Source organism: Methylorubrum podarium, assembly GCF_040270385.1.
In the GTDB taxonomy this organism is placed as follows: Bacteria; Pseudomonadota; Alphaproteobacteria; order Rhizobiales; family Beijerinckiaceae; genus Methylobacterium; species Methylobacterium podarium.
Genome location: NZ_JBELQE010000079.1, coordinates 64,200 through 86,623, shown reverse-complemented (window position 1 = coordinate 86,623; position 22,424 = coordinate 64,200). Strand labels below are relative to the sequence as shown.

General features: G+C 71.9%; 23 protein-coding genes. 8 read left to right on the top strand and 15 right to left on the bottom strand.

The window, feature by feature from the left end; translation table 11 throughout:
- Nucleotides 1-10: 10 nt before the first annotated feature.
- Nucleotides 11-421 carry a GNAT family N-acetyltransferase gene (locus ABS772_RS13605; protein WP_350395327.1) on the top strand — a complete coding sequence of 137 codons (411 nt, stop codon included), beginning with the start codon at nucleotides 11-13 and terminating at the stop codon, nucleotides 419-421.
- 6 nt (nucleotides 422-427) lie between these two features.
- Here ABS772_RS13605 and ampC read toward each other — a convergent pair whose 3' ends face one another.
- Nucleotides 428-1,615 carry a class C beta-lactamase gene (gene ampC / locus ABS772_RS13600; RefSeq protein WP_350395324.1) on the bottom strand — a complete coding sequence of 396 codons (1,188 nt, stop codon included), beginning with the start codon at nucleotides 1,613-1,615 and terminating at the stop codon, nucleotides 428-430.
- A gap of 51 nt (nucleotides 1,616-1,666) precedes the next feature.
- Here ampC and ABS772_RS13595 point away from each other — a divergent pair, with 51 nt between their 5' ends.
- A complete protein-coding gene (locus tag ABS772_RS13595; protein ID WP_350395321.1) occupies nucleotides 1,667-2,497 on the top strand; it encodes a 4'-phosphopantetheinyl transferase family protein in 831 nt (276 codons plus the stop codon).
- 45 nt (nucleotides 2,498-2,542) lie between these two features.
- Complete coding sequence (locus tag ABS772_RS13590; protein WP_350395319.1) at nucleotides 2,543-2,989, top strand: NUDIX hydrolase; 447 nt, start codon at nucleotides 2,543-2,545, stop codon at nucleotides 2,987-2,989.
- 109 nt (nucleotides 2,990-3,098) lie between these two features.
- Here ABS772_RS13590 and ABS772_RS13585 read toward each other — a convergent pair whose 3' ends face one another.
- The 10 genes from ABS772_RS13585 to ABS772_RS13540 all read right to left on the bottom strand — a co-directional run bounded on the left by ABS772_RS13585 (nucleotide 3,099) and on the right by ABS772_RS13540 (nucleotide 11,421).
- Nucleotides 3,099-4,361 (bottom strand): extracellular catalytic domain type 1 short-chain-length polyhydroxyalkanoate depolymerase, encoded by a 1,263-nt coding sequence (locus ABS772_RS13585; protein ID WP_350395316.1) that lies wholly within the window; start codon nucleotides 4,359-4,361, stop codon nucleotides 3,099-3,101.
- A 77-nt stretch (nucleotides 4,362-4,438) separates the two neighbouring features.
- Nucleotides 4,439-4,888 carry a CopG family transcriptional regulator gene (locus ABS772_RS13580; RefSeq protein WP_350395314.1) on the bottom strand — a complete coding sequence of 150 codons (450 nt, stop codon included), beginning with the start codon at nucleotides 4,886-4,888 and terminating at the stop codon, nucleotides 4,439-4,441.
- A gap of 203 nt (nucleotides 4,889-5,091) precedes the next feature.
- Nucleotides 5,092-5,802 (bottom strand): DNA polymerase III subunit epsilon, encoded by a 711-nt coding sequence (gene dnaQ / locus ABS772_RS13575; RefSeq protein WP_238254394.1) that lies wholly within the window; start codon nucleotides 5,800-5,802, stop codon nucleotides 5,092-5,094.
- A gap of 258 nt (nucleotides 5,803-6,060) precedes the next feature.
- Nucleotides 6,061-6,255, bottom strand: coding sequence for a type II toxin-antitoxin system HicB family antitoxin (locus ABS772_RS13570; RefSeq protein WP_350395311.1), 195 nt, complete (start codon nucleotides 6,253-6,255; stop codon nucleotides 6,061-6,063).
- 26 nt (nucleotides 6,256-6,281) lie between these two features.
- Nucleotides 6,282-6,902 (bottom strand): dephospho-CoA kinase, encoded by a 621-nt coding sequence (coaE, locus tag ABS772_RS13565; RefSeq protein WP_350395308.1) that lies wholly within the window; start codon nucleotides 6,900-6,902, stop codon nucleotides 6,282-6,284.
- A complete protein-coding gene (locus ABS772_RS13560; RefSeq protein ID WP_350395305.1) occupies nucleotides 6,899-7,735 on the bottom strand; it encodes a shikimate dehydrogenase in 837 nt (278 codons plus the stop codon). Before ABS772_RS13560 ends, coaE begins: the two co-directional genes overlap by 4 nt.
- Before the next feature lie 40 nt (nucleotides 7,736-7,775).
- The gene (locus ABS772_RS13555; RefSeq protein ID WP_350395303.1) at nucleotides 7,776-8,753 is read right to left on the bottom strand and encodes a cation diffusion facilitator family transporter; all 978 of its coding nucleotides are present in this window, start codon (nucleotides 8,751-8,753) and stop codon (nucleotides 7,776-7,778) included.
- A gap of 14 nt (nucleotides 8,754-8,767) precedes the next feature.
- On the bottom strand, nucleotides 8,768-9,427 hold the full coding sequence (locus tag ABS772_RS13550) for a Maf family protein (RefSeq protein ID WP_350395301.1): 660 nt from the start codon (nucleotides 9,425-9,427) through the stop codon (nucleotides 8,768-8,770).
- Nucleotides 9,428-9,443: 16 nt separating this feature from the next.
- Nucleotides 9,444-10,580: a glycosyltransferase family 61 protein gene (locus ABS772_RS13545; RefSeq protein ID WP_350395298.1), complete on the bottom strand. Its 1,137-nt coding sequence runs from the start codon at nucleotides 10,578-10,580 to the stop codon at nucleotides 9,444-9,446.
- Between the two features lie 10 nt (nucleotides 10,581-10,590).
- Complete coding sequence (locus ABS772_RS13540; protein ID WP_238254416.1) at nucleotides 10,591-11,421, bottom strand: pyruvate, water dikinase regulatory protein; 831 nt, start codon at nucleotides 11,419-11,421, stop codon at nucleotides 10,591-10,593.
- Between the two features lie 759 nt (nucleotides 11,422-12,180).
- Here ABS772_RS13540 and hemE point away from each other — a divergent pair.
- From hemE to ABS772_RS13520, 4 genes are all read left to right on the top strand, one after another.
- Nucleotides 12,181-13,251, top strand: a complete 1,071-nt coding sequence (gene hemE, locus ABS772_RS13535) for a uroporphyrinogen decarboxylase (protein ID WP_350395296.1) — start codon at nucleotides 12,181-12,183, stop codon at nucleotides 13,249-13,251.
- Nucleotides 13,248-13,697 (top strand): NUDIX hydrolase, encoded by a 450-nt coding sequence (locus ABS772_RS13530; protein ID WP_350395294.1) that lies wholly within the window; start codon nucleotides 13,248-13,250, stop codon nucleotides 13,695-13,697. The genes hemE and ABS772_RS13530 overlap by 4 nt, the downstream gene beginning before the upstream one ends.
- On the top strand, nucleotides 13,690-14,130 hold the full coding sequence (gene hemJ / locus ABS772_RS13525) for a protoporphyrinogen oxidase HemJ (protein WP_238254399.1): 441 nt from the start codon (nucleotides 13,690-13,692) through the stop codon (nucleotides 14,128-14,130). The genes ABS772_RS13530 and hemJ overlap by 8 nt, the downstream gene beginning before the upstream one ends.
- Nucleotides 14,131-14,215: 85 nt before the next feature.
- A complete protein-coding gene (locus tag ABS772_RS13520) occupies nucleotides 14,216-14,557 on the top strand; it encodes a lysozyme inhibitor LprI family protein (RefSeq protein ID WP_350395291.1) in 342 nt (113 codons plus the stop codon).
- 149 nt (nucleotides 14,558-14,706) lie between these two features.
- On the opposite strand, the gene hisG is transcribed toward ABS772_RS13520, so the two are convergent.
- The 4 genes from hisG to ABS772_RS13500 form a co-directional block, all read right to left on the bottom strand.
- Nucleotides 14,707-15,684: an ATP phosphoribosyltransferase gene (hisG, locus tag ABS772_RS13515; protein ID WP_238254401.1), complete on the bottom strand. Its 978-nt coding sequence runs from the start codon at nucleotides 15,682-15,684 to the stop codon at nucleotides 14,707-14,709.
- On the bottom strand, nucleotides 15,681-16,847 hold the full coding sequence (locus ABS772_RS13510) for an ATP phosphoribosyltransferase regulatory subunit (protein WP_350395288.1): 1,167 nt from the start codon (nucleotides 16,845-16,847) through the stop codon (nucleotides 15,681-15,683). Before ABS772_RS13510 ends, hisG begins: the two co-directional genes overlap by 4 nt.
- Before the next feature lie 123 nt (nucleotides 16,848-16,970).
- The gene (locus tag ABS772_RS13505; protein WP_350395286.1) at nucleotides 16,971-17,858 is read right to left on the bottom strand and encodes a TIGR01459 family HAD-type hydrolase; all 888 of its coding nucleotides are present in this window, start codon (nucleotides 17,856-17,858) and stop codon (nucleotides 16,971-16,973) included.
- A 117-nt stretch (nucleotides 17,859-17,975) separates the two neighbouring features.
- The gene (locus tag ABS772_RS13500; protein ID WP_238254417.1) at nucleotides 17,976-18,578 is read right to left on the bottom strand and encodes a TetR/AcrR family transcriptional regulator; all 603 of its coding nucleotides are present in this window, start codon (nucleotides 18,576-18,578) and stop codon (nucleotides 17,976-17,978) included.
- A gap of 202 nt (nucleotides 18,579-18,780) precedes the next feature.
- Here ABS772_RS13500 and ABS772_RS13495 point away from each other — a divergent pair, with 202 nt between their 5' ends.
- The gene (locus ABS772_RS13495) at nucleotides 18,781-22,197 is read left to right on the top strand and encodes an acyl-[ACP]--phospholipid O-acyltransferase (RefSeq protein WP_350395283.1); all 3,417 of its coding nucleotides are present in this window, start codon (nucleotides 18,781-18,783) and stop codon (nucleotides 22,195-22,197) included.
- Nucleotides 22,198-22,424 lie beyond the last annotated feature (227 nt).

Genomic DNA, 22,424 nt, shown 5'->3' with positions numbered 1-22,424 from the left:
GCGTCCTCCGGTGAGCGGCGCGCTCGTCTACGGGCTGGAACCGGATCTCGACGCGGAGAGCTTTCAGGCGGTCCTCGTCGAGTCCGGCCTCGCGCCGCGGCGGCCGGCCGGAGACCGCGCGCGGCTCGATCGGATGCTGCGGGCCTCCGACCTGATCGTCACCGCCCGGCTCGACCGGCGCCTCGTCGGCGTGGCGCGCACGCTCACCGACTTCGCCTTCTGCGCCTACCTCTCCGACCTCGCCGTCGCCCGCGACTGCCAGGGCCGCGGCATCGGCCGCGGGCTGATCGAGGAGACCCGCAGGGCCGCGGGTCCCGAGACCTCCCTCCTGCTCACCGCCGCGCCCGGCGTCGAGGGCTATTACGAGGCGATCGGCATGCCGCGCCTGACCAACGCCTTCCGCACCGACCGGGAGCGCTGAGCGGGATCAGGGATCCTTCGCCGCCAGCGCCTCCAGCACGGCGTGCGCCGCCGCGATCCGCGCCGGGATCGGAACAGCGCGGTTGGCCAGCATGACGAGGCCGATGCGTTTCTCCGGCACGAAGGCGACGTAGGCGCCGAAGCCGTTGGTGGAGCCGGTCTTGTTGAACAGCGTGGCCCCCGTCGGCGCCCGCGGCGGGTCGAGCGGTTCGGCGGGCTGCGCCTCGAACCGCACGGCATCGGCGTTGGCGGCCTGGAGGCGCTCCAGCGAGAGCGGATAGGGCAGCAGCTCCCAGCCGAGCCCCTGCACCATCGCGCCGACGCGGGAATACCCGATATGGGTGCCCTCAACCGCCTGCCGCAGCGGCGGATCGAGGCGGCCGGGATCGAGGTTGGCCTCGACGAAGCGGATCATGTCGGCGGCGCTCGACTTGACGCCGTAGGCCTGCGCGTCGAGCACGCCCCGGTTCACCCGGATCGGCCGGCCCTCCTTGCCGTAGCCCCAGGCGTAGCGCGCCATGTCGGACGCGGGAACGCGGATGAAGCTGTGCGCGAGGCCGAGCCCCGGAAACAGCCGGTCCTGCATCAGCTCCGAGAAATCGCCGCCGAGCGCCGCCGCGGCGGCGGCGCCGAACAGGCCGAGGCTCGGATTGGAGTAGACCCGCCGCGTTCCGGCGGGCGCGGAGGGCTGCCATTGCCGGACATAGGCCCTCATCGCCGCCTCGTCGGTGACGGCGTCGGGAAATTGCAGCGGCAGGCCGCCCGCCGTGTAGGTACCGAGGTCGCGCAGGCTGACGCGATCGAGGGCGCTGCCCCGCAGCCAGGGCAGGAACCGGCCCGGCGCGTCGGCGAGGGAGAGCCGGCCGAGCGCCTGCGCCTCGGCGGCGAGCGTCGCCGTGAAGGTCTTGCTGACCGAGCCGATCTCGAACAGCGTGTCCCGCGTCACCGGCCGCCGCCCCTCCCGGTCGGCGAGACCGAAGGTGAAGACGGCGGATTGCCCGTTCCGCGTCACGGCGACGGCGAGGCCGGGCACGTCGTAGTCCTTCAGGAGCGGGCGGTAGGCGCGTTCCACGACCTCGGCGATCCGCGCGGACGCGCCTTCGGCCAAGCCTTCCGCCGCAGCGGGACCGGAGCCGGAGAGCGGGCCGCAGAACAGGCCGCCCAGCGCGAGGGCGAAGAACCCGAGCTTTCGCATTGCGGAAATGGCGCGTTTCCTTCTTGGCTCGGGCGAACGGAGCGGGCGGTCATGACGTGTGAGGAAAGCGCCGAAAGCGCGGCAGGACCGGAGGCCGCGAGCCCGCTGGTGCGGCGCCTGCGCCTCGCCCTCGACGCCCCCCGGACCGGATCGATGCAGGCCGTCCTGGCGCTCGCGAGCGCGCCGCTCGACTGGCTCGACGCCCATCGCGGTGGCTTCCTCCACGGGGACGAGGAAGCCCTCCTCACCGACCGCCTCCACGCCCGCCGCCGCCACGGCCTGCTGATCGGGCGCTACGCGGCCAAATGCGCGCTCGCCGCGCTCCGGCCCGATCTCGATCCGCGGGCCCTGGCGATCCGGCCCGGCGTGCTGGAGCAGCCGGTTCTCTCCGGCGCGGGCGGTGAAAATCTCGGCATCAGCCTGTCGCATGCCGGCCCGGTCGCCGTGGCGGTCGCCTATCCCGAGGCCTGCCCGATGGGGATTGATCTGGAGCGGATCCGGCCAGCCAACGTCGCGCTGCTGACGCGCCAGACCAACGCGGCGGAGCGGCGCCTCGTCGCCGCCCGCCTCGACGCGCCGGAGGCCGAGCGGCTGACGCGGCTGTGGTGCCTGAAGGAGGCCCTCTCCAAGGCCCTGCGCTGCGGGCTGACCGTGCCGCTCGAACTGCTCGCGGTCGGGAGCGCCGAGGCGGGGCCGCCGGGGCTCGGCGTCACCTTCGCGAATTTCGCGCAGTACCGGGGCCTGAGCCTCGCCGCGGGCGATCTCGCCGCCGCGCTGGTGCTGCCGCGCCCGCCGGCGGTGACGCTTGCGCCCGATGCGGCGGCCTGGGAGGATTTTCGCCGCGCCCTGACCGAGGCCGCGGCGCGGGGAGCGGACGCGTAGCGCTCCGGGCGCATCGACGGAAACGATCGGGATGACGAGGAAGCCGTGACGACCTGGCGCCCACCCCAAACGATCCGCTTCAAGGTGATCGGGCTGGCCTGGCGCGGGGACGCGGTGCTGGCGGTCGATGTCCTCGACGATCGCGGCCGGATCAAGGGCGTGCGACCGCCGGGCGGCAGCGTCGCCTTCGGCGAGACCCGCGAGCAGGCCCTGGAGCGGGAGTTCCGGGAAGAGCTGGGCTGCGGCGTGGCGATCACCGGCCCCTGGACGGTGTTCGAGAACATCTACCGCCACGAGGGCGCGCTCGGCCACGAGATCGTGTTCGCCGCCGACATCCGCCTGCACGACGCGGTCCTCTACGACCGCGACGTGATCCGGTTCAGCGAGGACGACGGCACGGCCTGCACCGCGCGCTGGCGCCGTCCGGATGCCCTGCCGGACGGCGTCGCCCTCTATCCCGACGGCCTCGCGGCGGCCCTGGCCCCGCGCTGAGGAGTCATCGACATCCGATCGATCCCTGCGGGATGGCGGAGGTCGGCTTCGCTCAAGCGCCGTGCGGGCTCGCTGATCCGGCTTCCGCTCTGATCAGGCGGAAGCCGTGTCAGCCCCGCGAACCCGGCAGGCTGTGGCCGAGGAAGAAGTCGAGCATCGCCCGCGAGGCGTCCGGCCCGCTCGCGTCGGTGTAGCTGCCCTCCGGGCTGCCGCCGGACCAGGCGTGGCCCGCGCCCTGCACCGACCACGCCTCGACCTGCACCCGGCCCGCCTCGTCGGCGTAGCGGGTGCGGGTGTAGCTGTGGCCGCCCCCGGTCCCGCTCTCCCGCCGCGGCGTCAGCGCCTCGACGCCGGCCTGCGCCAGCACGGCCTCGGCGTTGCGGGGGTGGACGGTGCCGTCGCCCTCGCCGTGGAAGACGATGGTCGGCACCCGCAGGCGCTGCGTCACCGATCCGGCGCCGAAGCCGGCCGCGCCGCCGGGCTCCGCCGCGCCGGGCGCGCCGACGCGCATCGCCGAGAGCGCCGAGGGTAGGTCGCGGGCGCAGCCCGCGGCGAGGCCCGAATGCACGCCGAGCCCCGCGAACAGGTCGGGATAGGCCCGGGCGATGTTGGCCGCCGCCGCCCCGCCCGCCGAGAGCCCGGCGATGTAGATGCGCGAGCGGTCGATCGGGTGCTCGGCGCAGACCGCGCGGACGAGCCCCGCGATGATGCCGGCCTCGCCCATCTCCCGGCCCTGGTCGCCGGGCTCGAACCAGTTCCAGCACCGTTGCGCGTTGGCCCGGCTCGATTGGCGGGGATAGACGACGTAGAGCCCCTCCTCCTCGGCCAGCGCGTTCATGCGCGTGCCCGCGGCGAAGTCGTCGGGCGTCTGCGTGCAGCCGTGCAGCATCACGAGGAGCGGGCGGCGCCCGCTCCGGGGGCTCGGGATGAACAGCTTGTAGTCCCGCGCGCCGGCCGCGTTGGAGAAGCTCCGGGCGACGAACTGGCCGTCCTCCGGCTCGACGCCCTCGGGTCCGATGTGACCGGGTCCCGGCGCGTGCAGGCCCCCGTTCACCAGCCCCCGGAGAGAGGGGGCGAGCGTGCGCAGGCCCTGCATCATCTGGTCGATGTTCTCGCGAAGCCGCTCCGGGATCAGCGCCGTGTGGCCCGCCTCGCGATCCGTCTCGGCGTCGAGCCGGGCCGCCGGACCCTCGAGCCGCGGCGTCCCGTGCGGGGCGGCCGCGGCGTCGGCCTTCTGCGGCCCGCCGGGGGACAGGCCCGCCGCACCGAGGCTGCGCTGGATCAGGGCGGTCGCCTCGCCGAGCCGTCCGGCCCGGGTCAGGCGGGTCGCCTCGGTCATGTCGGTGAAGAAGGCGTTGGGACGGTCGGTCATGCGGGTCTCGCTTTCCGGGTCGGCGACGGGCGCGGGCGCGCGCCGCGGGTCACGAGGGAGGGGATGTCTTCGGGGGTTCAGAGCAGGCGGTCGGCCAGCACCCGCTTCACGGCGGGGCTCGCCTGGAGGCTGCCGAGCACTTCGATCGAGGCGATCGCGGCGCTGGCGAGGTCGGCGGGAACGTCGTCGGCGATCACGGCGAGGCCGAGGACGCGGATGTCGAGCCGGGTGCCCGCCGCCCGCGCCGATTCCAGCTCGGCCCGGCCGTAGCGGCGCAGGCCGACCTCGATCGGGTTGCGGGCGACCGATTGGCGGGTGATGTCGGCGTGCCGCTCGATCTGGTTGCGGATCGCCGTGCGGATGAAGTCGCTGCGGTTGGCGTAGACGCCCTCCGAGACGAGCAGATCGACATGCCCGAGATCGACGAAGCCGAGATTGACCGTGATCTTCTCGTGGTCGCCGGACCGCGTCCCGCCGCGCAGCGCGAGCGGGGTGTCCGGGCGGCTCTCCTCCATCAGATCCATCATCGCGCCCATCCCTGCGCCATCCATGGGGATGGTATGGGAACGCTCATGCTGCGCCGCAAGATGAAACTTTTTGCATTGCAGCAATAACGCGACTTGGCTCCGATGGATGTCGGCCGGCGCCTGAGCCGGCGCAGCGGGTCATGCGCCGCCGAAGAGGGCGTCCGGAGAGGGACTTAACCGGAACGGCCGATACGGCCGCCGGCTCACGGTTCCAGGTATTCCCGCCAGACGGCGTTTGTTCCGAGGCTCTCGACAAAGCTGCCATGCCGCAGGCGCTCCGCCTCGGTGAGCCGGCTGCGCATCGGCCGGGGCCCGGCCGGACCCGAATCGGCCGCCGCCGCGCGCGCCACGCTCTCGACCGGCTCGGCGATGCTGAGCCCCAGGCTGGTCTGCTTGCCGCCCAGCAGCTCGACATAGACCTCGGCCAGGATCTGCGCGTCGAGCAGCGCGCCGTGCTTGACGCGGCGGGTCGTGTCGACGCCGTAGCGGTTGCACAGGGCGTCGAGGTTGTTGGCCGCGCCCGGATGCTTGCGGCGGGCGAGGAGCAGGGTGTCGACCACGTCCTCCAGCGGGATCGCCTTCGGGGCGGCGGGCCCGAGCCGGGCGAACTCCATGTTGAGGAAGCCGACGTCGAAGGGCGCGTTGTGGATCACCAGCCGCGCATCGCCGCAGAAGGCGACGAAGGCATCGACCACGTCGGCGAAGACCGGCTTGTCGGCGAGCATCGCGTCCGAAATGCCGTGGACCGCGAACGCCCCCTCGGACACCGCCCGCTGCGGGTTGATGAGCTGGTGGTAGAATTTGCCGGTCTGGACGTGGTTGATCAGCTCGACGCAGCCGATCTCGATCAGCCGGTCGCCGTTCCTCGCGTCCGTGCCGGTGGTCTCGGTATCGAGGACGATCTCGCGCAGCATTTTTTGGGTTCCAAGCGAAGGCACAGCCTCCTACCGGACAGCGAAGGATGCGTTAACCGGCCCCGTGGAAGGGACGGTCAGTCCGACCCCATGCGAACGTCCGAAAAGGTCATCCGCCTGTCCCCTCCCCCCTTGCGGGGGAAGGAGAGGCGCTCCGGCTTGTCAGATCAGAGCGACGGCGGCGGCCTCCGCATCCGACAGGCCCGTGCGAGTGAAAAACCAGCGGCTCCTTCAGAGCAGTCCAACCCCTGACGTGATCTATGGAACGGCGTGGCTGAATTTGCGCGCCATCGCGATCCAGGCATCGATCACCTCGCGGACGTTCCGAAGTGCTTCCTCAGGTGTCTCGCCATCGGACATGCATCCGGGCAGGTCAGGCACCGTGGCGGCAAACCCGCCCCCGTCATCCGCAGTGAGCGGCGTGACCAGGATCGGGTAGGTGAGCTCGTCCATGATGGCTCCCTCACATGATGGCTCCCTCACGGGCCTCGGCGAACCAGTTCCTCGACGATCCGCTCCACCTCGCCTTCCGCGTGCGCGAACCCGCGGCTGGTGTCGATCAGAAAGTCCGCCCGCGCGCGCTTCTCGGCATCCGGCATCTGCTTGGCGCGGATCGCCTCGAACGCCTCCTCGGTCATGCCGGGGCGGGCGAGCACGCGGGCGCGCTGCACCTCGGGCGGGGCGGTGACGACGAGGACGGCGTCGCAGCGGGCCTCGGCGCCGGTCTCGAACAGGAGCGGGATGTCGAGGACGACCAGCGCCGCCCCCGCGTGGCGGGCGAGGAAGGCGCGGCTCTCGTCGCGGACCAGCGGGTGCACGATCGCTTCGAGGCGGGCGAGTTGTTCCGGATACCCGAGCACCGCCGCGCGCAGGGCCGGGCGGTCGACGCCGCCCTCCGGCGTCAGGGTGCCGGGAAAGGCTTCGCCGATCGCCCGCGCCGCCGCGCCCCCCGGCCCGTAGAGGGCGTGGACCGCCGCGTCCGAATCGTGGACCGGCACGCCACGGGCGGAGAACATCGCGGCGGTGGCCGACTTGCCCATGCCGATCGAGCCGGTGAGGCCGAGCACCACGGGGCGGCGGGGCTGGTCCGTCGCGCTCATGTCGCGGGAAGGTCCGCGACGATTGTTTCGCGCAGGGCCGGCGTCACCTGCGGGCGCAGGCCGAACCACGCCTCGAAGCCCGGCACCGCCTGGTGCAGCAGCATGCCGAGCCCGTCGACCGCCGCGAGCCCGCGCGCCCGCGCGGCGGCGAGCAGCGGCGTCTCCAGCGGCACGTAGACGATGTCGGCCACCGCCGCGCGGTCCGGGAGCGGGGCGAGGTCGAGGTCGAGCGGCGGGTGTCCGGCCATGCCGAGCGAGGTGGTGTTGACGAGGAGCCCCGTGTCGGACAGTGCCCCCGGCACGTCCTCCCAGGCCAGCGCCGCGACGCGGCCGGGATCGAGTCCGGCGAGCGCCCGCGCCCGCTCGGGGCTGCGGTTGGCGACGCGGACCGAGAGCCCGCGCTCCACCAGCCCGACGACGATGGCCCGCGCCGCGCCGCCCGCGCCGAGCACCAGGGCGGACCCGCCGGTCCGCTCGGGCCAACCCTCGCCGAGACTGTGGTCGAGATGGGCGATGAAGCCCGGCGCGTCGGTGTTGTCGCCGCGCACATGGGTGCCCTCGACGATCAGCGTGTTCACCGCCCCGATCTTCTTCGCCCGCGGGGTCAGGGAGTCGGCGAGGCGGAACGCCGCCTCCTTGTGCGGGATGGTGACGTTGCCGCCGGCAAAGCCCGAAGCCGGCAACCCGCGGAAGAAAGCCTCGAACGCGTCCGGCGCCACGTCGATGCGCTCGTAGGTGCCGTCGAGCCCGTGCTCGGCGAGCCAGTGGCCGTGGATCAGCGGCGAGCGGGAATGCCGGATCGGGTGGCCGACGACGAAGGCCCTGGCTGTCATGGAATCCTGCCGGCGGCTGCGCCTGAAACGTCGGGGGACATCACGCGACGCAGCCCTTCGGCAGCGTGCAGGCGGTCTGCCCCTCGATCTCGATCTGGAGGGTGGCGTGGCCGATGCCGAAGCGCTCGCGCAGCTCGTCCGCCGTCTCCTTGAGGAAGTGGCGGTGGTTCGCCCCGTCCGCCACGACGAGGTGGGCGGTGAGCGCCGGCTCGGTGGTGCTCATCGGCCAGATGTGCAGGTCGTGCAGCCCGCGCACGCCGGGGCGGGCGGCCAGACAGGCGCGCACCGCCTCCGGGTCGATGCCGGGCGGCACCGCGGCGAGCGACATCGCCACGCTGTCGCGCAGCAGGCCCCAGGTGGCGACGATGATGAGCACGGCGATGACGAGGCTCACCAGCGGGTCGAGCCAGTCGAGGCCGGTGGTGAGGATGACGAGGCCCACGAGCACCACGCCGGCCGAGACCGCCGCGTCGGCCATCATGTGCAGGTAGGCGCCGCGGATGTTGATGTCGCCCTTCGCTCCCGAGGCGAACAGCCAGGCGGTGAAGCCGTTGATGAGGATGCCGATCCCGGCCACCACCATCACCGTCGTGCCGGCGACCGGCGCCGGTTCGAGGACGCGCTGCACCGCCTCGGCGATGATGCCGCCGGTGGCCACGAGAAGCACCACCGCGTTGAACAGGGCGGCGAGGATCGAGGAGCCGCGCAGGCCGTAGGTGAAGCGGGCCGAGGGCGCCCGCCTGACCAGCACCGCGGCGATCCAGGCAGCGACGAGCCCGAGCACGTCGGAGAGGTTGTGGCCGGCATCGGCCACCAGGGCCATGGAATTGGACAGCCAGCCGTAGAGCGCCTCGACGACGACGAAGCCGAGATTCAGCGCGATGCCGATTGCGAAGGCCGGCCCGAAATCCTTGGGGGCGTGGACATGGCCGTGTCCCCCATGTGCGTGACCGTGACCATGGCTGTGCCCATGCCCGGCGTGATCGTGGTCGTGGTCGTGCCCCCGATGGTCGTCCATCGCCCCTCGCCGTATCAGAACGCCAGCAGGCCCATGCCCCGCAGCCGTGCGAGAAGGGGCGTCAGCGGCAGGCCGAGGATCGTCGCATGGTCGCCCTCGACCCGCGCGAACAGGTGGATGCCGAGCCCCTCGAGCTGGTAGGCGCCGACCGACGTCGTCACCGCCGCGCCCGCGAGCCGCAGATAGGCGTCGATGGCCCCGGCATCGAGGGGCCGCATGGTCAGCCGCGCGGTCTCCACGAAATCCTGCTCCGCGAAATCCTGCTCGACGAAATCCCGCTCGACCAAGGCCTCGGCCGCTCCGTCGCGCCGGATCGCGACCGCCGAATGCAGCGCGTGGGTCCGGCCCTGAAGCCGGGCGAGCTGGGCCTGCGCCGCCGCGCGGTCGGCGGGCTTGTGGAAGATCCGGCCCTCGCATTCAAGCACCTGGTCGGCGCCGATCACGATCCGGCCGGGATGGCGGGCCGCCACCTCCGCCGCCTTGGCCCGGGCGAGACGCCGCGCCAGCTCCGCCGGAGCCAGGGCGCCGCCCTCGGCTTCGAGGGCGCGCTCGTCGATCCGCGCCGGCGCCGTCTCCACCGGCAGGCCCGCGCCGGTCAGGAGATCGCGCCGGGTGGTGCTCGCCGAGGCGAGAAGGAGCGGCTCAGGGGCGAGCCAGAGGGCAGAAGCGGTCACGTCGAAAAAAATTCCGTCAGCGCAGGCCGCGCCAGTCGAGCCAGTCGAACAGGAAGTCGATATCCTGAGGCGCGACGGAGAAGAACCCCTCCTCCGAGCGCTCCGAGCCGATCACGTAGCCGCTGGCATGGCCGAGGCTGTGGTCGATCGAGCTCTGCAGGAAGCCGAGTTCGAGCCCGTTGTCGCGCAGGGCCACGACGGTGGTGCCGGGGGCCGCGAACAGCGAGCCGTGCAGCCCCGAACCGTATTCCCCGACGATCGTGCCGGCGGAGCGGAACAGGGCGATCTGCTCAGGGATGCTCAGACGCTCCGGCCGGACGCGGGTGAAGCCGCGGAGACGCGCCGTCTCCTCGAACGCCGCCCGCTCGGCGAGCGAGCGCCGGTTGCGCGTGTCGGCATTGTCCGAGCGGGCGATCAGGATCTTTTCCGTCCCCGGTTTCTCGCGGCGACGGCCGATCCGCCAGCGGGGCCGCCAGCGCCGGCCGGGCGCCGCGCGGTCGAGCAGGAAGCGGCGGGCCTGCCGCATCAGCGGCGAGGCGCGGCTGACGAAGCGCAAAGCCGTCGGCACGAGGAGCGAGCGGCAGACGACGCATTCGCTTCCCGGATCGTAGACGACGAGGCGGTCCTCGCCGATCCCGAGGAGGCCGAGCCAGACGCGGGCGAAATCCGGCGTGTCGGCGGGCAGGAGGTAACGGAGCCGGGCGATGTCGTGGCCGGCCCGGTCAAGCAGGAAGAGTTTGGGCAGGAAATCGACCAGCCAGTGGCCGTACATCTGGTGGCCCATCCCGGTCAGCAGCACGGCGGGCTCCTCGACCGTCACCCGGCGCAGCTCCGGCAGCCGCGCGGCGATGGCGCGGAAATGCCCCTCGAAATTGACGGGGAAGATGTTGAGCTGGGCGGCGTACTGGAACACGCCGTCGAGGAGGACGACCCCCTCCGCCGTCACCTCCGCCCCCGGCAGCTCGTAGAGGCTGGTGCCGAGGACGGTGGTCTGCTCGTGGTAGACGCGCAGCAGCGTCGGCGTCACCGCGCCGATCATGAGGTCGGGCGGCTGCGCCCAGTCCCGGTAGGACAGGCTGAGATCGGTGCAGCGCCCCCGCCCGGCCTGAACGGTCTCGCGCAGGTCGGCCGCGGCGAGGGCGGCGTCTTCCATCCTCCCGTCCTCAGGTCGCGATGAACTTGAGGCGGTGCTCGCGGTAGAGGTCGAGGATCGCGGCCGCCGTCTCCTCGATCGAGCGGCGGGTCACGTCGATGGTCGGCCAGCGGTACTTGGCGCAGAGCCGGCGCGAGGCGGCGATCTCGTCGGCCACCGATTCCCGATCGACGTAGGAGGAGTTGTCGTCGGCCTTGAGGCTGAGCAGGCGGTTCTGGCGGATCTGCACGATCCGCTCGGGGCTGGCGATCAGCCCGACGATCAGCGCCTTCCGGACCCGGTCGAAGCTCGGCGGCAGCGGCATCGACGGCACGAGGGGGAGGTTGGCGGTCTTGAGGCCGCGATTGGCGAGATAGATCGAGGTCGGCGTCTTCGAGGTGCGGCTGACGCCGACCAGCACCACGTCGGCCTCGTCGAGGTCGTCCGGCAGGTTGCCGTCGTCGTGGGCGAGCGTGAAGTTCATCGCGTCGATGCGCTTGAAGTACTCGGCGTTGAGCATGTGCTGGGCGCCGGGCCGCTCGGTCGAGGTCGCGCCGAGATAGGAGCGCAGCAGCGCGTGGACCGGCTGGAGCACGTTGAGCGTCGGCGAGCCGGTCTCGCGGCAGGCCTCCTCCAGGCGCTCGATGAGGTCGTGGCCGACCAGGGTGTAGAGCACGAGGCCCGGCGCCGCCTTGATCTCGGAGATCACCCGTTCGAGCTGCGCGCCGGAGCGCACCAGCGGGTAGACGTGCTCGATCGCCGAGATCCCCTCGTACTGCACCGCCGCCGCGCGTCCGACATTGATCAGGGTCTCGCCGGTGGAATCCGAGACGAGGTGGAGATGGAAGTAGCTGCGGCTCATCGTCGGCCCGTCTCTACGGTGACGCATCGGTCTTGCGAGCGGCCGAGCCGCCCCACGGGGATGCTTAGAGCATGTTTTCGCGCGAAGGCGATGGCGAATTGCCGATCGCCGCAGGGTCGGAGGCGATCAGGACGCTGGAACAGGGCGCCGTCGCGCGTCCGGATCGCTTCGGCCGCCGCTCGCGATGACGGTCCCGGCCCCCTCCCCGTCGGGGCGAGCCGGGGTCGGAGCCGTCCGGGCCGCGACGCGGCCGGCAGGGACTCTGTCGCCTTCGCCCGGAATCACGCGATATCTCAGTGGCTTGCAGGGCTCGACGCGACGTTTGCGGCCGCTTTGTCCCCAGCCCGCGTCCGGGGAGTCGACAAGTGGGGAAAAGCCGGCTCGGAATCCGCACGGCGGCGGGTTGTCCCGAAAACCGTCGACTCCTCCCTCAACATGACGTGCTTTCGCGGACGCCGGACTCGCCCGGATGGGAGAATCCGGGACCGCGGGGGCCGTCGGGGCACGCACCCCCACGCAAGCCTCTGCTGAGCTTGGCCTATCGTGGAGATTAGAGCCAATCCGTTAAGAGGTGATTAACGCCGCGGCTGTGGGGAGGGCCTGTGGACGCGCTTGCGGCATCACGATCCAACGTCCAAGAGAAAAAACAGAGATTCTAGAATCTCTCTTTCTTTGAAGAGGGCCGGGGTGGGGATGGCGAGGTCGCGACCTCTCCGGCCTCGCCACGGAAGGCAACCGGGCAGGAAGCGGGTTCGACGAATGGCGGAGGCAAGGACGGCCAACAGGCCGGTGCTGCGGGTCCTGTCGGGCGAGGCGATCGCCCCGCCCCCGGCCTGGATGATGCGCCAGGCCGGCCGCTACCTGCCGGAATACCGGGCGACGCGGGCGGAGGCCGGCTCCTTCCTCGACCTCTGCTACAACCCGGCCTTCGCCACCGAGGTGACGCTCCAGCCGATCCGCCGCTTCGGCTTCGAGGCGTCGATCCTGTTCTCCGACATCCTCGTGGTGCCCCACGCGCTGGGCCAGGACGTGCGCTTCGTCGAGGGCGAGGGTCCGCGCCTCGACGCGCTGGAGGGCCGGGCGCAGTTCGAGCGCCTGCGCGAGGCCGGCGACCCGGCGATCTTTTCGCATCTGGCCCCGGTCTTCGAGGCGGTGGAGCGGATCCGCGGGGCGTTGCCGCACGAGACCACGCTGCTCGGCTTCTGCGGCGCGCCCTGGACGGTGGCGAGCTACATGATCGGCGGGCGCGGCACGCCGGACCTCGCCCCGGCGCGGGCGCTGGCGGTCTCCGATCCGGCGCTGCTCGACGCGCTGCTCGACCGGCTGGTGACGGTGCAGACCGAGTACCTCGTGCGCCAGCTCCGCGCCGGCGCCGACGCGGTGCAGATCTTCGAGTCCCATGCCGGCGTGCTGCCGGATACCGCCGACGGCGACGCGCTCGCGCGCTTCTCCCTCAGGCCGATCGCCCGGATGATCGAGGGCATCCGGGCGCAGGTGCCGGGCGCAAAAATCATCGTCTTCGCCCGCGGTTCAGGGCTCGAGGGCCATGCCCGCGTCGTTCCCGAGACCGGGGCCGACGCCGTCGGCGTCGATTGGGGGGTCGATCTCGCCGCCCTGCGGGCCCGTGTGCCGGCCGCGACGGTCACCCAGGGCAACCTCCACCCCGAGACGCTGATCGAGGGCGGGCGGGCCCTGGACGCGGCCGTGGACGCCATCCTGGCGGCGACGGACGGCACGCCGCACATCTTCAATCTCGGCCACGGCATCACCCCGCAGACGCCGATCGCCCATGTCGAGCGGATGCTGGCCCGGCTCAGGGCCGGCCGGTGAGCCGCATCCGCGTCGCGGCCCTGGCCCTGATCCGCCGGGACGAGGCGGGCGAGGCGTTGCTGCTGGTGCGCAAGCGCGGCAGCCTCCGCTTCATGCTCCCCGGCGGCAAGTTCGAGGCGGGCGAGACCGACGCCGCCTGCCTCGCCCGCGAAGTCCAGGAGGAACTTGCCCTCGCTTTCGAGCCCCGCACGGCGGCTTGGCTCGGCCGGTTCGAGGCGGAGGCCGCCAACGAGCCCGGCCATATCGTCGAGGCGATCGTCTATCGGCAGGAGGCCGCCCCCGGCCTGATCCCGGTCTGCGCGGCGGAGATCGAGGAGATCCGCTGGCTCCCGCTTGCCGGCACGACGGACGATGCGGCGCTGCCCCTCGCCCCGCTTCTGACCGGACATGTCCTGGCGCGCCTGCGCGCCGCATCCCCCATACGGAGTGCCTCACCCGGTGCTTGAGACCCTGTACCCCTGGATCAAGGCGTTCCACGTCATCGCGGTGATCGCCTGGATGGCGGCGATGCTCTACCTGCCGCGCCTGTTCGTCTACCACGCGGCCCTGCCCGCCGGCTCGCGGGTGCAGTCCGAGACCTTCAAGGTCATGGAGCGGCGCCTGCTCAAGGCGATCATGACCCCGGCCATGATCGTGACCTGGCTCCTCGGGCTCTGGCTCGCGTGGCAGAGCGGCTACTACGCCGCGCCCTGGCTCCAGGCGAAGTTCGCCCTGGTGCTGGCGATGAGCGGCATGCACGGCTTCCTCTCGCGCACGGTCAAGGACTTCGCCGCCGACCGCAACACCCGCGGCCAGCGCTTCTACCGGGTGATCAACGAGGTGCCGACGCTGCTGATGATCGGCATCGTCATCCTCGCGATCGTGAAGCCCTGGAGCTGATTCTTTCTTGCGCGGCCGGCACCGGGGCGGGGGCAGGCCGTTGGAAGGGCAAAGCGTGGCCGTTGCCCGCGATGGAGCCTGTCCGATGCGTACGCCCTTCCTCGCCCTCGCCCTGAGCGTCGTCCTGAGCCTGCCGGCGGCGGCCGCGAGCTTTCCCTGCGCCAAGGCCGAGACGCCGGACGAGAAGACGGTCTGCGACACCCGCGCCCTCAACGACCTCGATGTCGAGATGGCGGTGCGCTTCGACATCCTCAAGGACCTGCTGCCGATGGGCAACCGCACCAAGATGCAGGACGATCAGGAAGCGTGGCTCAAGGACCGCCGCGCCTGCGGCACCGACGTCGCCTGCCTCACCGCGGCCTACGAGGGCCGGCTCAAGGTGCTGCGGGGTGTCCTGTCGGAATTCGCCAAGCAGGGCGGGCAGTAGGACCTCGGGAATCCGGGGTTCGAAGGGCGAGCCCTTCGCGGGTCCAGGGCGGAGCCCTGGGAAGAACCGTCGGGCTCTGCCCGACACCCGCCGAAGGGATGATCCCTTCGGAAATCCCATGACCGGACCGTCTCTCGCGACGCGGTCTCTTACAACCGCGCCAGCAGCCGCTCCGCCAGCGGGTTCTCCGCGGCGAAGGCGTAGTCGATCCGCCGCACCGTGACCGCCCGCGCCCCGGCCTGCACCAGGGCGTCGGAGAGGTCGAACACCGCGTCCACGGGGCAGCGCATCACGATCTCGCCGTCGGCGCCGCGCGGGGCGCCGTAGGGCAGCTCCGCCTCGTGCAGGCCGGCGAGGGTGGCGAGATCGATCTCGCCCGTCTCGGGCAGCGCCGCGCGGACCTCGCGGCTGGTGCGGGCGCGCTCCTCGGCGGCGATGCGGCCGAGCACGGTGCGCAGGCCGGCGCGGGCCGTCTCGCCCCAGGGCGCCTTCAGTGAGGCGACGAGGTTGGCCTCCGAGCGCAGCATCACCCCGTCGTCCAGAACCTTCAGGGCGTTGGCCGCGAGCGTGGTGCCGGTGGTGGTGATGTCGACGATGATCTCCGCCGAGCCCGCCGCCGGCGCCCCCTCGGTGGCGCCCAGGCTCTCGACGATGCGGTAATCGGCGATCCCGGCTTCCGCGAAGAAGCGGCGGGTCAGGTTCACGTACTTGGTGGCGATGCGCATCCGCCGGCCCTGGCGCAGGCGCATCTCGCTCGCCACCTCGTCGAGGTCGCTCATGGCGCGGACATCGATCCAGGCCTGGGGCACGGCGACCACCACGCTGGCATGGCCGAAGCCGAGCGGCGTGAGCAGTTCGACGCTTGCCCCGGGGTCGGGCAGCATCTCGCGGATCAGATCCTCGCCGGTGACGCCGAGATGGGCGGCGCCGCTGGCGAGCTGGCCGGCGATCTCGGAGGCCGAGAGGTAGCGCACCTCGACGCCGGGGAGCCCCGCGAGCGTGCCGCGATACTCGCGCCCGCCCGCCTTCTGCACCAGCTTCAGCCCGGCGCGGGAGAAGAAGGCGCTGGCATTCTCCTGCAGCCGGCCCTTGGAGGGGACGGCGAGAACGAGGGGTGAATCGGTCACGCGACAACTCCTCCGGCGTTTCGGTCCGCGCTTCCGTCGGCGCAGCGCGACAGCCAGAACGCGCAGCCCACCGCCGGCAGCGGCACCGGGCTGCCGAGCTGCTGCAACAGCCCGTCGTAGCGCCCGCCGCCGACCAGCGTCGGGCCGCCGGCCGAGCCCGTCACCTCGAAGATGAAGCCGGTATAGTAGTCGAGGTTGCGGGCGAACCCGCCGCTGAAGCGGAAGCGCTCCACGGCCAGGCCCCGCGCCGCCATGAAGCCGGTGCGCTCCTCGAACAGGGCGAGCGCCGCCGCCAATCCCTCGTGGGTCAGGCCCGCCTCGCGGGCGAGCGCCCGCACCGCGGCCGCCGCCGCGTCGGGATCGCCGGAGATCGCGCAGTAGCGCTCGATCAGGTCGCGGTTGCCCGCGTTGAGGCCGGCGCCGCCCTGCGCCTGGGCCGAGGCCTTGGCGAGGAAGCGCTCGGCGATGGCGCCGGCGCTGCGCCCGCCGACCTGCGAGATCCCGGCGATCGACAGCACGTCCTCGACGAAGGCGCGCACGGCGCCGGCATCCTGGCCCTGGATCGCGGCGAGCAGGCCGGCATGGCGGTCTTCCGTCTGCGCGGCGTTGGCGACCTCGTCGAGGGAGCGCCCGGCGGCGATCGCCCGCAGGGTCCTCCGCTTGGCGACCGGCGGCACCTGAAGGGCGTCGAGGAAGGCGTGGGTCAGGCCCATATCGCCGAGCCGCACCGCGACGTCGGCGCGCCCGAGCAGGTCGAGCCCTTCAAGGGCGAGGCCCAGCACCTCGGCATCCGCCGCCGGGGTGTCGGTGCGCCCGATCGACTCGATGCCGCCCTGGACGAACTCGTCGGGCTCGCCCGCGGCCACGCGAAAGACGGGGCCGAGATAGCTGTAATCGGCGCGCTCGCCCGGCCGCGTCGCCTGGTGCAGGCGGCAGACCGGGATGGTGAATTCCGGCCGCAGGCACAATTCGGCCCCGGCCGCGTCCTGCGTCACGAAGATGCGCCGCCGGATGTCCTCGCCCGAGAGTTCGAGGAAAGGCTCGACCGGCTGCAGCACGGGGGGCGAGGCGGGCACGTATCCGCAGGCGGAAAAATGCGCCGACAGCCGCACATGGCGCAACGCCTCCGCCCCGCTCGGGCCCCCTGCCTCCGGTCTCGTCATCGTTTCGGATCCAGCTTGGTTTCGGCCCCCATAGCAATCGCGTCACCGGTTGGCGACCGGGGAGAGGCATTGGAGAGGTATTTCCCGGCGGATCGGATTGCGTAACGGCCGCGCCGCCCGCGCCTACCAGACCAGCCGCTCGATCACCGCGTCGGGCCGGACCGGCTGCGCCGCGAGCCATTCCGCGATGTCGCCGAGGCTGTGGTGCTCGGCCGTCACGCCGAGTTCCTCCGCGTGGATGCCGCGGGCTACCAGGATCGAGGGGATGCCGTAGCCGGCGGCGCCGGCGATGTCGGTGCGGATCGCGTCGCCGACCGCCACCGTGCGGCTCACCTCCGGCGCCGGCCCGCGATCGAGTTCGCCGGCCATGGCGAGCGCCGTCTCGTAGACCGGCCGGTAGGGCTTGCCCGCGTAGACGACCGCGCCGCCGAGGGCCTCGTAGGCCTGGGCGATCAGGCCGGCGCAGGGGATCAGCTTCCTGTCGCGCTCGACCACGAGATCGGGATTGGCGCAGATCATCGGCACGTCGCGGGCGCGGAACGCGGCCAGCGCGTCGCGGTAATCCTCCGCCGTCTCGGTATAGTCGTCGAACAGGCCGGTGCAGACGACGCGCTGCGCCTCCTCCGCCGGGGCCAGGGTGAGGTCGAGCCCATCGAAGACCGGCGCATCGCGCTCGGGGCCGAGATGGTACACGCGCTCGCCCGGATGCTCGGCGATCAGCCGCCGGGTCAGGTCGCCGGAGGTGAGGATCGCGTCGTAGGCCTCCCGCGGGACGCCGTAGCCGTCGAGGATCTTCTGCACGCCCTGCCAGGGTCGGGGCGCGTTCGAGACCAGGATCACCCGGCGCGGGCGCGGGCCCGGCAGCCCGCGGAAGCGGATCAGCGCCTCGCCCGCCGCGGCGTGGCCGCGGGTCCCGTCGTGCAGCACGCCCCAGACGTCGCACAGGATCAGGTCGTAGCGCTCGGCCACCTCTTCGAAATGGCGCAGGGTCGGGACGGAGGGGTGGGTCATCGAAGAGTCCGGGCGGCGGTGACGGTTGCGGGCTCTATAGCGGGGTTTTCGGACTGCTGGAGGCGAATGGTGTGCGCTTCTCCCTCTCCCCTCTGCGGGAGAGGGTTGGAAAGCAGCTCACCCCAAAAACCGTCCCACCAGCAGCCGCGCCAGGTCCCGCGGCGGGTCGGGGGTGAGCACGGCGAGCTTGCGCGAGGTCGAGAGCGAGGCGAGCCCGTGCAGGGCGGCCCAGAGGGCGGCGACCGCCCGGCGGCGCTCGTCCGGTTCGGCGATCAGCGGCGCCAGCGCCGCATCGACGAGGCCGACCGGCTCGGCCAGGGCGGCGGCGTACCAGTCGGGAAACGGCTGGTCCGGCGCGGCGAGGTGCTCGAACAGCAGGCTCCAGACCCGCGGGTCGGCGGCGACGAAGACGAGGTAGGCGTCGGCGAGCGCCAGGGCGTTCTCCCGCGGCGGCCGGTCCGGGTCGATCACGGCGCGCAGAGCCGCGTGCAGCCGGGCCAGCGTGCGGGCATTGACCCGCAGCACCACCTGATCGAGGTCGCCCACCGCGTTGTAGATCGAGTTCGGCGCGTAGCCGATCGCCGCCGCCAGCCGCCGCATGCCGAGCGCGCGAAACCCCTCGTTGCGCACGAGGCTCTCCGCCGTGCCCGCGACGAGAGCGATGAAGCCCTCGCGGTCGTGCTCGCCCCTCGGGCCGCTGCCGCGCGACTTGCCCGCCATGTTGCCTGCCAAGGCCGCTCCTCACCTGTCGATGTCGCCCGTCGGCGTGCGTGCCCGCACCCGGCATCGGGGTCAATTGCACGACGTTCAAAATAGGGCTTGTACGGTGTTCGGCCCGGTCTAATTTGAACATCGTGCAAAACACGGATTTGACGCCTACGCCGTCGGCAGGCAGTCATGCCGGGAGCCGGGAGAGACCACGATGTTCCGCACATTGATGACGACGCGACGCTTCGCGCCGCTGTTCTGGTGCCAGTTCTTCTCCGCCTTCAACGACAATTTCCTCAAGAACGCGCTCGCCCTGCTGATCCTGTTCCAGGTGAGCGCCCGGGGCGAGAGTTCGGGCGGGGTGCTGGTGACGCTGGCCAGCGCCGTGTTCATCGGCCCGTTCTTCATCCTGTCGGGCCTCGGCGGGCAGCTCGCCGACCGCTACGACAAGGCGCTGCTGGCCAAGCGGCTGAAATTCGCGGAGATCTTCGCGGCCCTGCTCTCGGTGCTCGGCTTCTGGCTGCACTCGGTGCCGCTGCTGTTCGGGGCGCTCGGCCTGTTCGGGATCATCGCGGCGCTGTTCGGGCCGATCAAGTACGGCATCCTGCCCGACCACCTGAAGCGCGAGGAGCTGACCGCCGGCAACGCGCTGGTCGAGGCCGCGACCTTCCTCGCCATCCTGCTCGGCACCATCACCGCGGGGCTCGCCATGGCGATGGGCGGCCACGCGCTGGGCTTGAGCGCCGGGCTGATGGGCATGGCGGTCCTGTGCTGGCTCGCCGCCCGGATGATCCCGGCCACCGGCGAGGGCGCGCCGGAGCTCCACGTCGACCGCAACGTCGCCCGCTCCACCGCCGCGCTCCTGCGCGACCTGTGGTCCGACACGCGGCTGTGGCGCGGCTCGGTGATCGTGAGCTGGTTCTGGCTCGTGGGCGTCGTCGTCCTCTCGCTGCTGCCCGTGCTCGTGCGCCAGACGCTCAACGGCACCGAGATCGTCGCCACCACCCTGCTCGCGATCTTCTCCGTCGGCATCGCGGTCGGCTCCGGCCTCGCCTCGTGGCTGGCGAGCGGGCGCATCGTGCTGCTGCCCACCCCCGTCGGCGCGGTGCTGATGGGCCTGTTCGGCCTCGACCTCGCCTGGACCGTCTCGCACCTGCCCCCGCCCGCGGGCGAGCCCGTCGGCGCCTTCGATTTCATCGCCAGCGGCCACGGCCTGCGCATCGCCGCCGACTTCTTCGGTCTGGCGGTCGCCGGCGGCCTCTACGTCGTGCCCTCGTTCGCCGCGGTGCAGGCCTGGACCGAGAAGGCCAAGCGCGCCCGGGTCATCGGCGCGGTCAACGTGCTCACCGCCGCCTTCATGGTCGGCGGGACGCTCGCGCTCGCCGTGCTGCAGGGCCTGGGGCTCAGCATGGCCCAGCTCCTCGGCCTCGTGGCGGTGCTCAACCTGATCGTCGGCGCGGTGATCCTCGTGACCCTGCCGACCAACCCCCTCCGCGACGCCCTCTCGATCCTGTTCCGCGCCTTCTACCGCCTGGAGGTGAAGGGCCTGGAGAACGTCGAGAAGGCCGGCCCGAACGCCATCGTCGCCCTCAACCACGTCTCCTTCCTCGACGCGCCGCTGGCGCTCTCGCTCCTCGACAAGGAGCCGGTCTTCGCCATCGACCACGGCATCGCCCAGCGCTGGTGGGTGAAGCCGTTCCTCAAGGTGACGAAGGCGATGCCGCTCGACCCGACGCGGCCGCTGGCCACCCGCACCCTGATCAACGCGGTCAGGAGCGGCGAGACGCTGATCATCTTCCCCGAGGGCCGGCTCACCGTCACGGGCAGCCTGATGAAGGTCTATGACGGGGCGGGCCTCATCGCCGACAAGTCCGGCGCCATGGTCGTGCCGGTGAAGATCGACGGGCCCGAGCGCACGGTGTTCTCGCGCCTGAAGCGCGATCAGGTGCGCCGGGCGTGGTGGCCGAAGGTGACGGTGACGATCATGCCGCCGGTCCGCCTCCACGTCGATCCGGAGCTCAAGGGCAAGAACCGCCGCCGGGCCGCGGGCGCGGCGCTCTACGACATCATGTCGGACCTCGTCTTCGAGACCGCCGACATCGAGCGCGGCGTCTTCTCCGCGCTGATCGAGGCGGGCCGGCTCCACGGCTGGCGGCGCACGGCCCTCGAAGACCCGGTGACCGGCACGATGAGCTATGCGCGCCTCGTGATGGGCGCCAACATCCTGGGCCGGAAGCTCCAGGCGCTGCTGCCGGATCCGGCGAAGCCGGTCGGGCTGATGCTGCCCAACGCCAACGGCGCGGCGGTGACGTTCTTCGCGCTCGCCAGCGCCGGCCGGGTGCCGGCGATGATCAACTTCTCCGCCGGCCCCGCCGCGGTGCTCTCGGCCTGCCGGGCGGCACAGGTCGACACCATCCTCACCTCCCGCGCCTTCATCGAGAAGGGACGCCTCGGCACCCTGATCGAGGGCATTCAGGCGACGATCCGCCTGATCTACCTGGAGGACGTGCGGGCCGGCGTCACCACCGGCGACAAGGTCCGCGGCTTGTTGAGCCCCCGCCGGCCGCTCGTCGCGCGTCAGGGCGGCGACCCGGCGGCGATCCTGTTCACCTCGGGCAGCGAGGGCACGCCGAAGGGCGTGGTGCTCCCCAACCGGGCGATGCTCGCCAACACCGCGCAGGTCGCCGCCCGCATCGATTTCGGGCCGCGCGACAGGGTGTTCAACGTGCTGCCCGTGTTCCACGCCTTCGGGCTGACGGCGGGGCTGGTGCTGCCGCTGATCTCGGGCGTGCCGGTCTACCTCTACCCCTCGCCGCTGCACTACCGGATCGTGCCCGAACTCATCTACGGCACCAACGCCACGGTCCTGTTCGGCACCGACACCTTCCTCACCGGCTACGCGAAGATGGCGCATTCCTACGACCTGCGGAGCCTCCGCTACGTCGTGGCCGGGGCCGAGCCGGTGAAGCAGGCGACCCGCAAGACCTGGGCGGAAAAGTTCGGCCTGCGCATCCTGGAGGGCTACGGCGTCACCGAGTGCGGCCCGGTGCTCGCCCTCAACACGCCGATGTTCAACCGCTTCGGCACGGTCGGCCGGCTGCTGCCGGGGATCGAATCGCGCCTCGACCCGGTGCCCGGCATCGAGGAGGGCGGGCGCCTCGTGGTGCGCGGCCCCAACATCATGCTCGGCTACCTGCGGGCGGAGAATCCCGGCGTGCTCGAGCCGCCCGCGGACGGCTGGTACGACACCGGCGACATCGTCGCCCTCGACGCCGACGGCTTCGTGACGATCAAGGGCCGGGCCAAGCGCTTCGCCAAGATCGCGGGCGAGATGGTCTCGCTGGCGAGCGTCGAGGCTTTGGCCGCCGAACTCTGGCCCGACGCCCCGAGCGCGGTGGCCGCCGTGCCCGATGCCCGCAAGGGCGAGCGCCTGATCCTGTTCACGCAAGCCCAGGGCGCGACCCGGGCCGCCTACCAGAGCCACGCCAAGGGCCGGGGCGCGGCCGATGTCGCCATCCCCGCCGAGGTCGTCGTCGTCGAGGCGCTGCCGATGCTCGGCACCGGCAAGATCGATCAGGTGAGCGTGACGAAGCTCGCGCGGGAGCGGGCGGCGACGGCGGAGGCCGCGTGAGGATCGGGATGCGGAGGTGATCCCAAATCGCTTCTCATCCTGAGATGCCGCGCGAACGGCCTCGGAGGATCCTTCGAGGCCGCCACCCCAGGACGAGGGGCACCGCCCCCTACGCATGATACCGGTTTCCGCTTGATTGCTTCGGTCTCTCCTGCGTCCTTGCGAGGCGAAGCCGTGGCAATCCAGGGCGCGACCCTTCCGGAGACGTCGCGCCCTGGATCGCTTCG

Coding starts and splice junctions, on each gene's coding strand:
- ABS772_RS13500 (WP_238254417.1), bottom strand. CDS start 18,578: ATGGCGGGCAAGTCGCGCGGCAGCGGCCCGAGGGGCGAGCACGACCGC.
- ABS772_RS13595 (WP_350395321.1), top strand. CDS start 1,667: ATGACGTGTGAGGAAAGCGCCGAAAGCGCGGCAGGACCGGAGGCCGCG.
- ABS772_RS13560 (WP_350395305.1), bottom strand. CDS start 7,735: ATGACAGCCAGGGCCTTCGTCGTCGGCCACCCGATCCGGCATTCCCGC.
- ABS772_RS13520 (WP_350395291.1), top strand. CDS start 14,216: ATGCGTACGCCCTTCCTCGCCCTCGCCCTGAGCGTCGTCCTGAGCCTG.
- dnaQ (WP_238254394.1), bottom strand. CDS start 5,802: ATGCTGCGCGAGATCGTCCTCGATACCGAGACCACCGGCACGGACGCG.
- ABS772_RS13555 (WP_350395303.1), bottom strand. CDS start 8,753: ATGGACGACCATCGGGGGCACGACCACGACCACGATCACGCCGGGCAT.
- ABS772_RS13545 (WP_350395298.1), bottom strand. CDS start 10,580: ATGGAAGACGCCGCCCTCGCCGCGGCCGACCTGCGCGAGACCGTTCAG.
- ABS772_RS13505 (WP_350395286.1), bottom strand. CDS start 17,858: ATGACCCACCCCTCCGTCCCGACCCTGCGCCATTTCGAAGAGGTGGCC.
- coaE (WP_350395308.1), bottom strand. CDS start 6,902: ATGAGCGCGACGGACCAGCCCCGCCGCCCCGTGGTGCTCGGCCTCACC.
- ABS772_RS13570 (WP_350395311.1), bottom strand. CDS start 6,255: ATGGACGAGCTCACCTACCCGATCCTGGTCACGCCGCTCACTGCGGAT.
- ABS772_RS13495 (WP_350395283.1), top strand. CDS start 18,781: ATGTTCCGCACATTGATGACGACGCGACGCTTCGCGCCGCTGTTCTGG.
- ABS772_RS13540 (WP_238254416.1), bottom strand. CDS start 11,421: ATGAGCCGCAGCTACTTCCATCTCCACCTCGTCTCGGATTCCACCGGC.
- ampC (WP_350395324.1), bottom strand. CDS start 1,615: ATGCGAAAGCTCGGGTTCTTCGCCCTCGCGCTGGGCGGCCTGTTCTGC.
- ABS772_RS13510 (WP_350395288.1), bottom strand. CDS start 16,847: ATGACGAGACCGGAGGCAGGGGGCCCGAGCGGGGCGGAGGCGTTGCGC.
- hemE (WP_350395296.1), top strand. CDS start 12,181: ATGGCGGAGGCAAGGACGGCCAACAGGCCGGTGCTGCGGGTCCTGTCG.
- ABS772_RS13580 (WP_350395314.1), bottom strand. CDS start 4,888: ATGATGGATCTGATGGAGGAGAGCCGCCCGGACACCCCGCTCGCGCTG.
- ABS772_RS13585 (WP_350395316.1), bottom strand. CDS start 4,361: ATGACCGACCGTCCCAACGCCTTCTTCACCGACATGACCGAGGCGACC.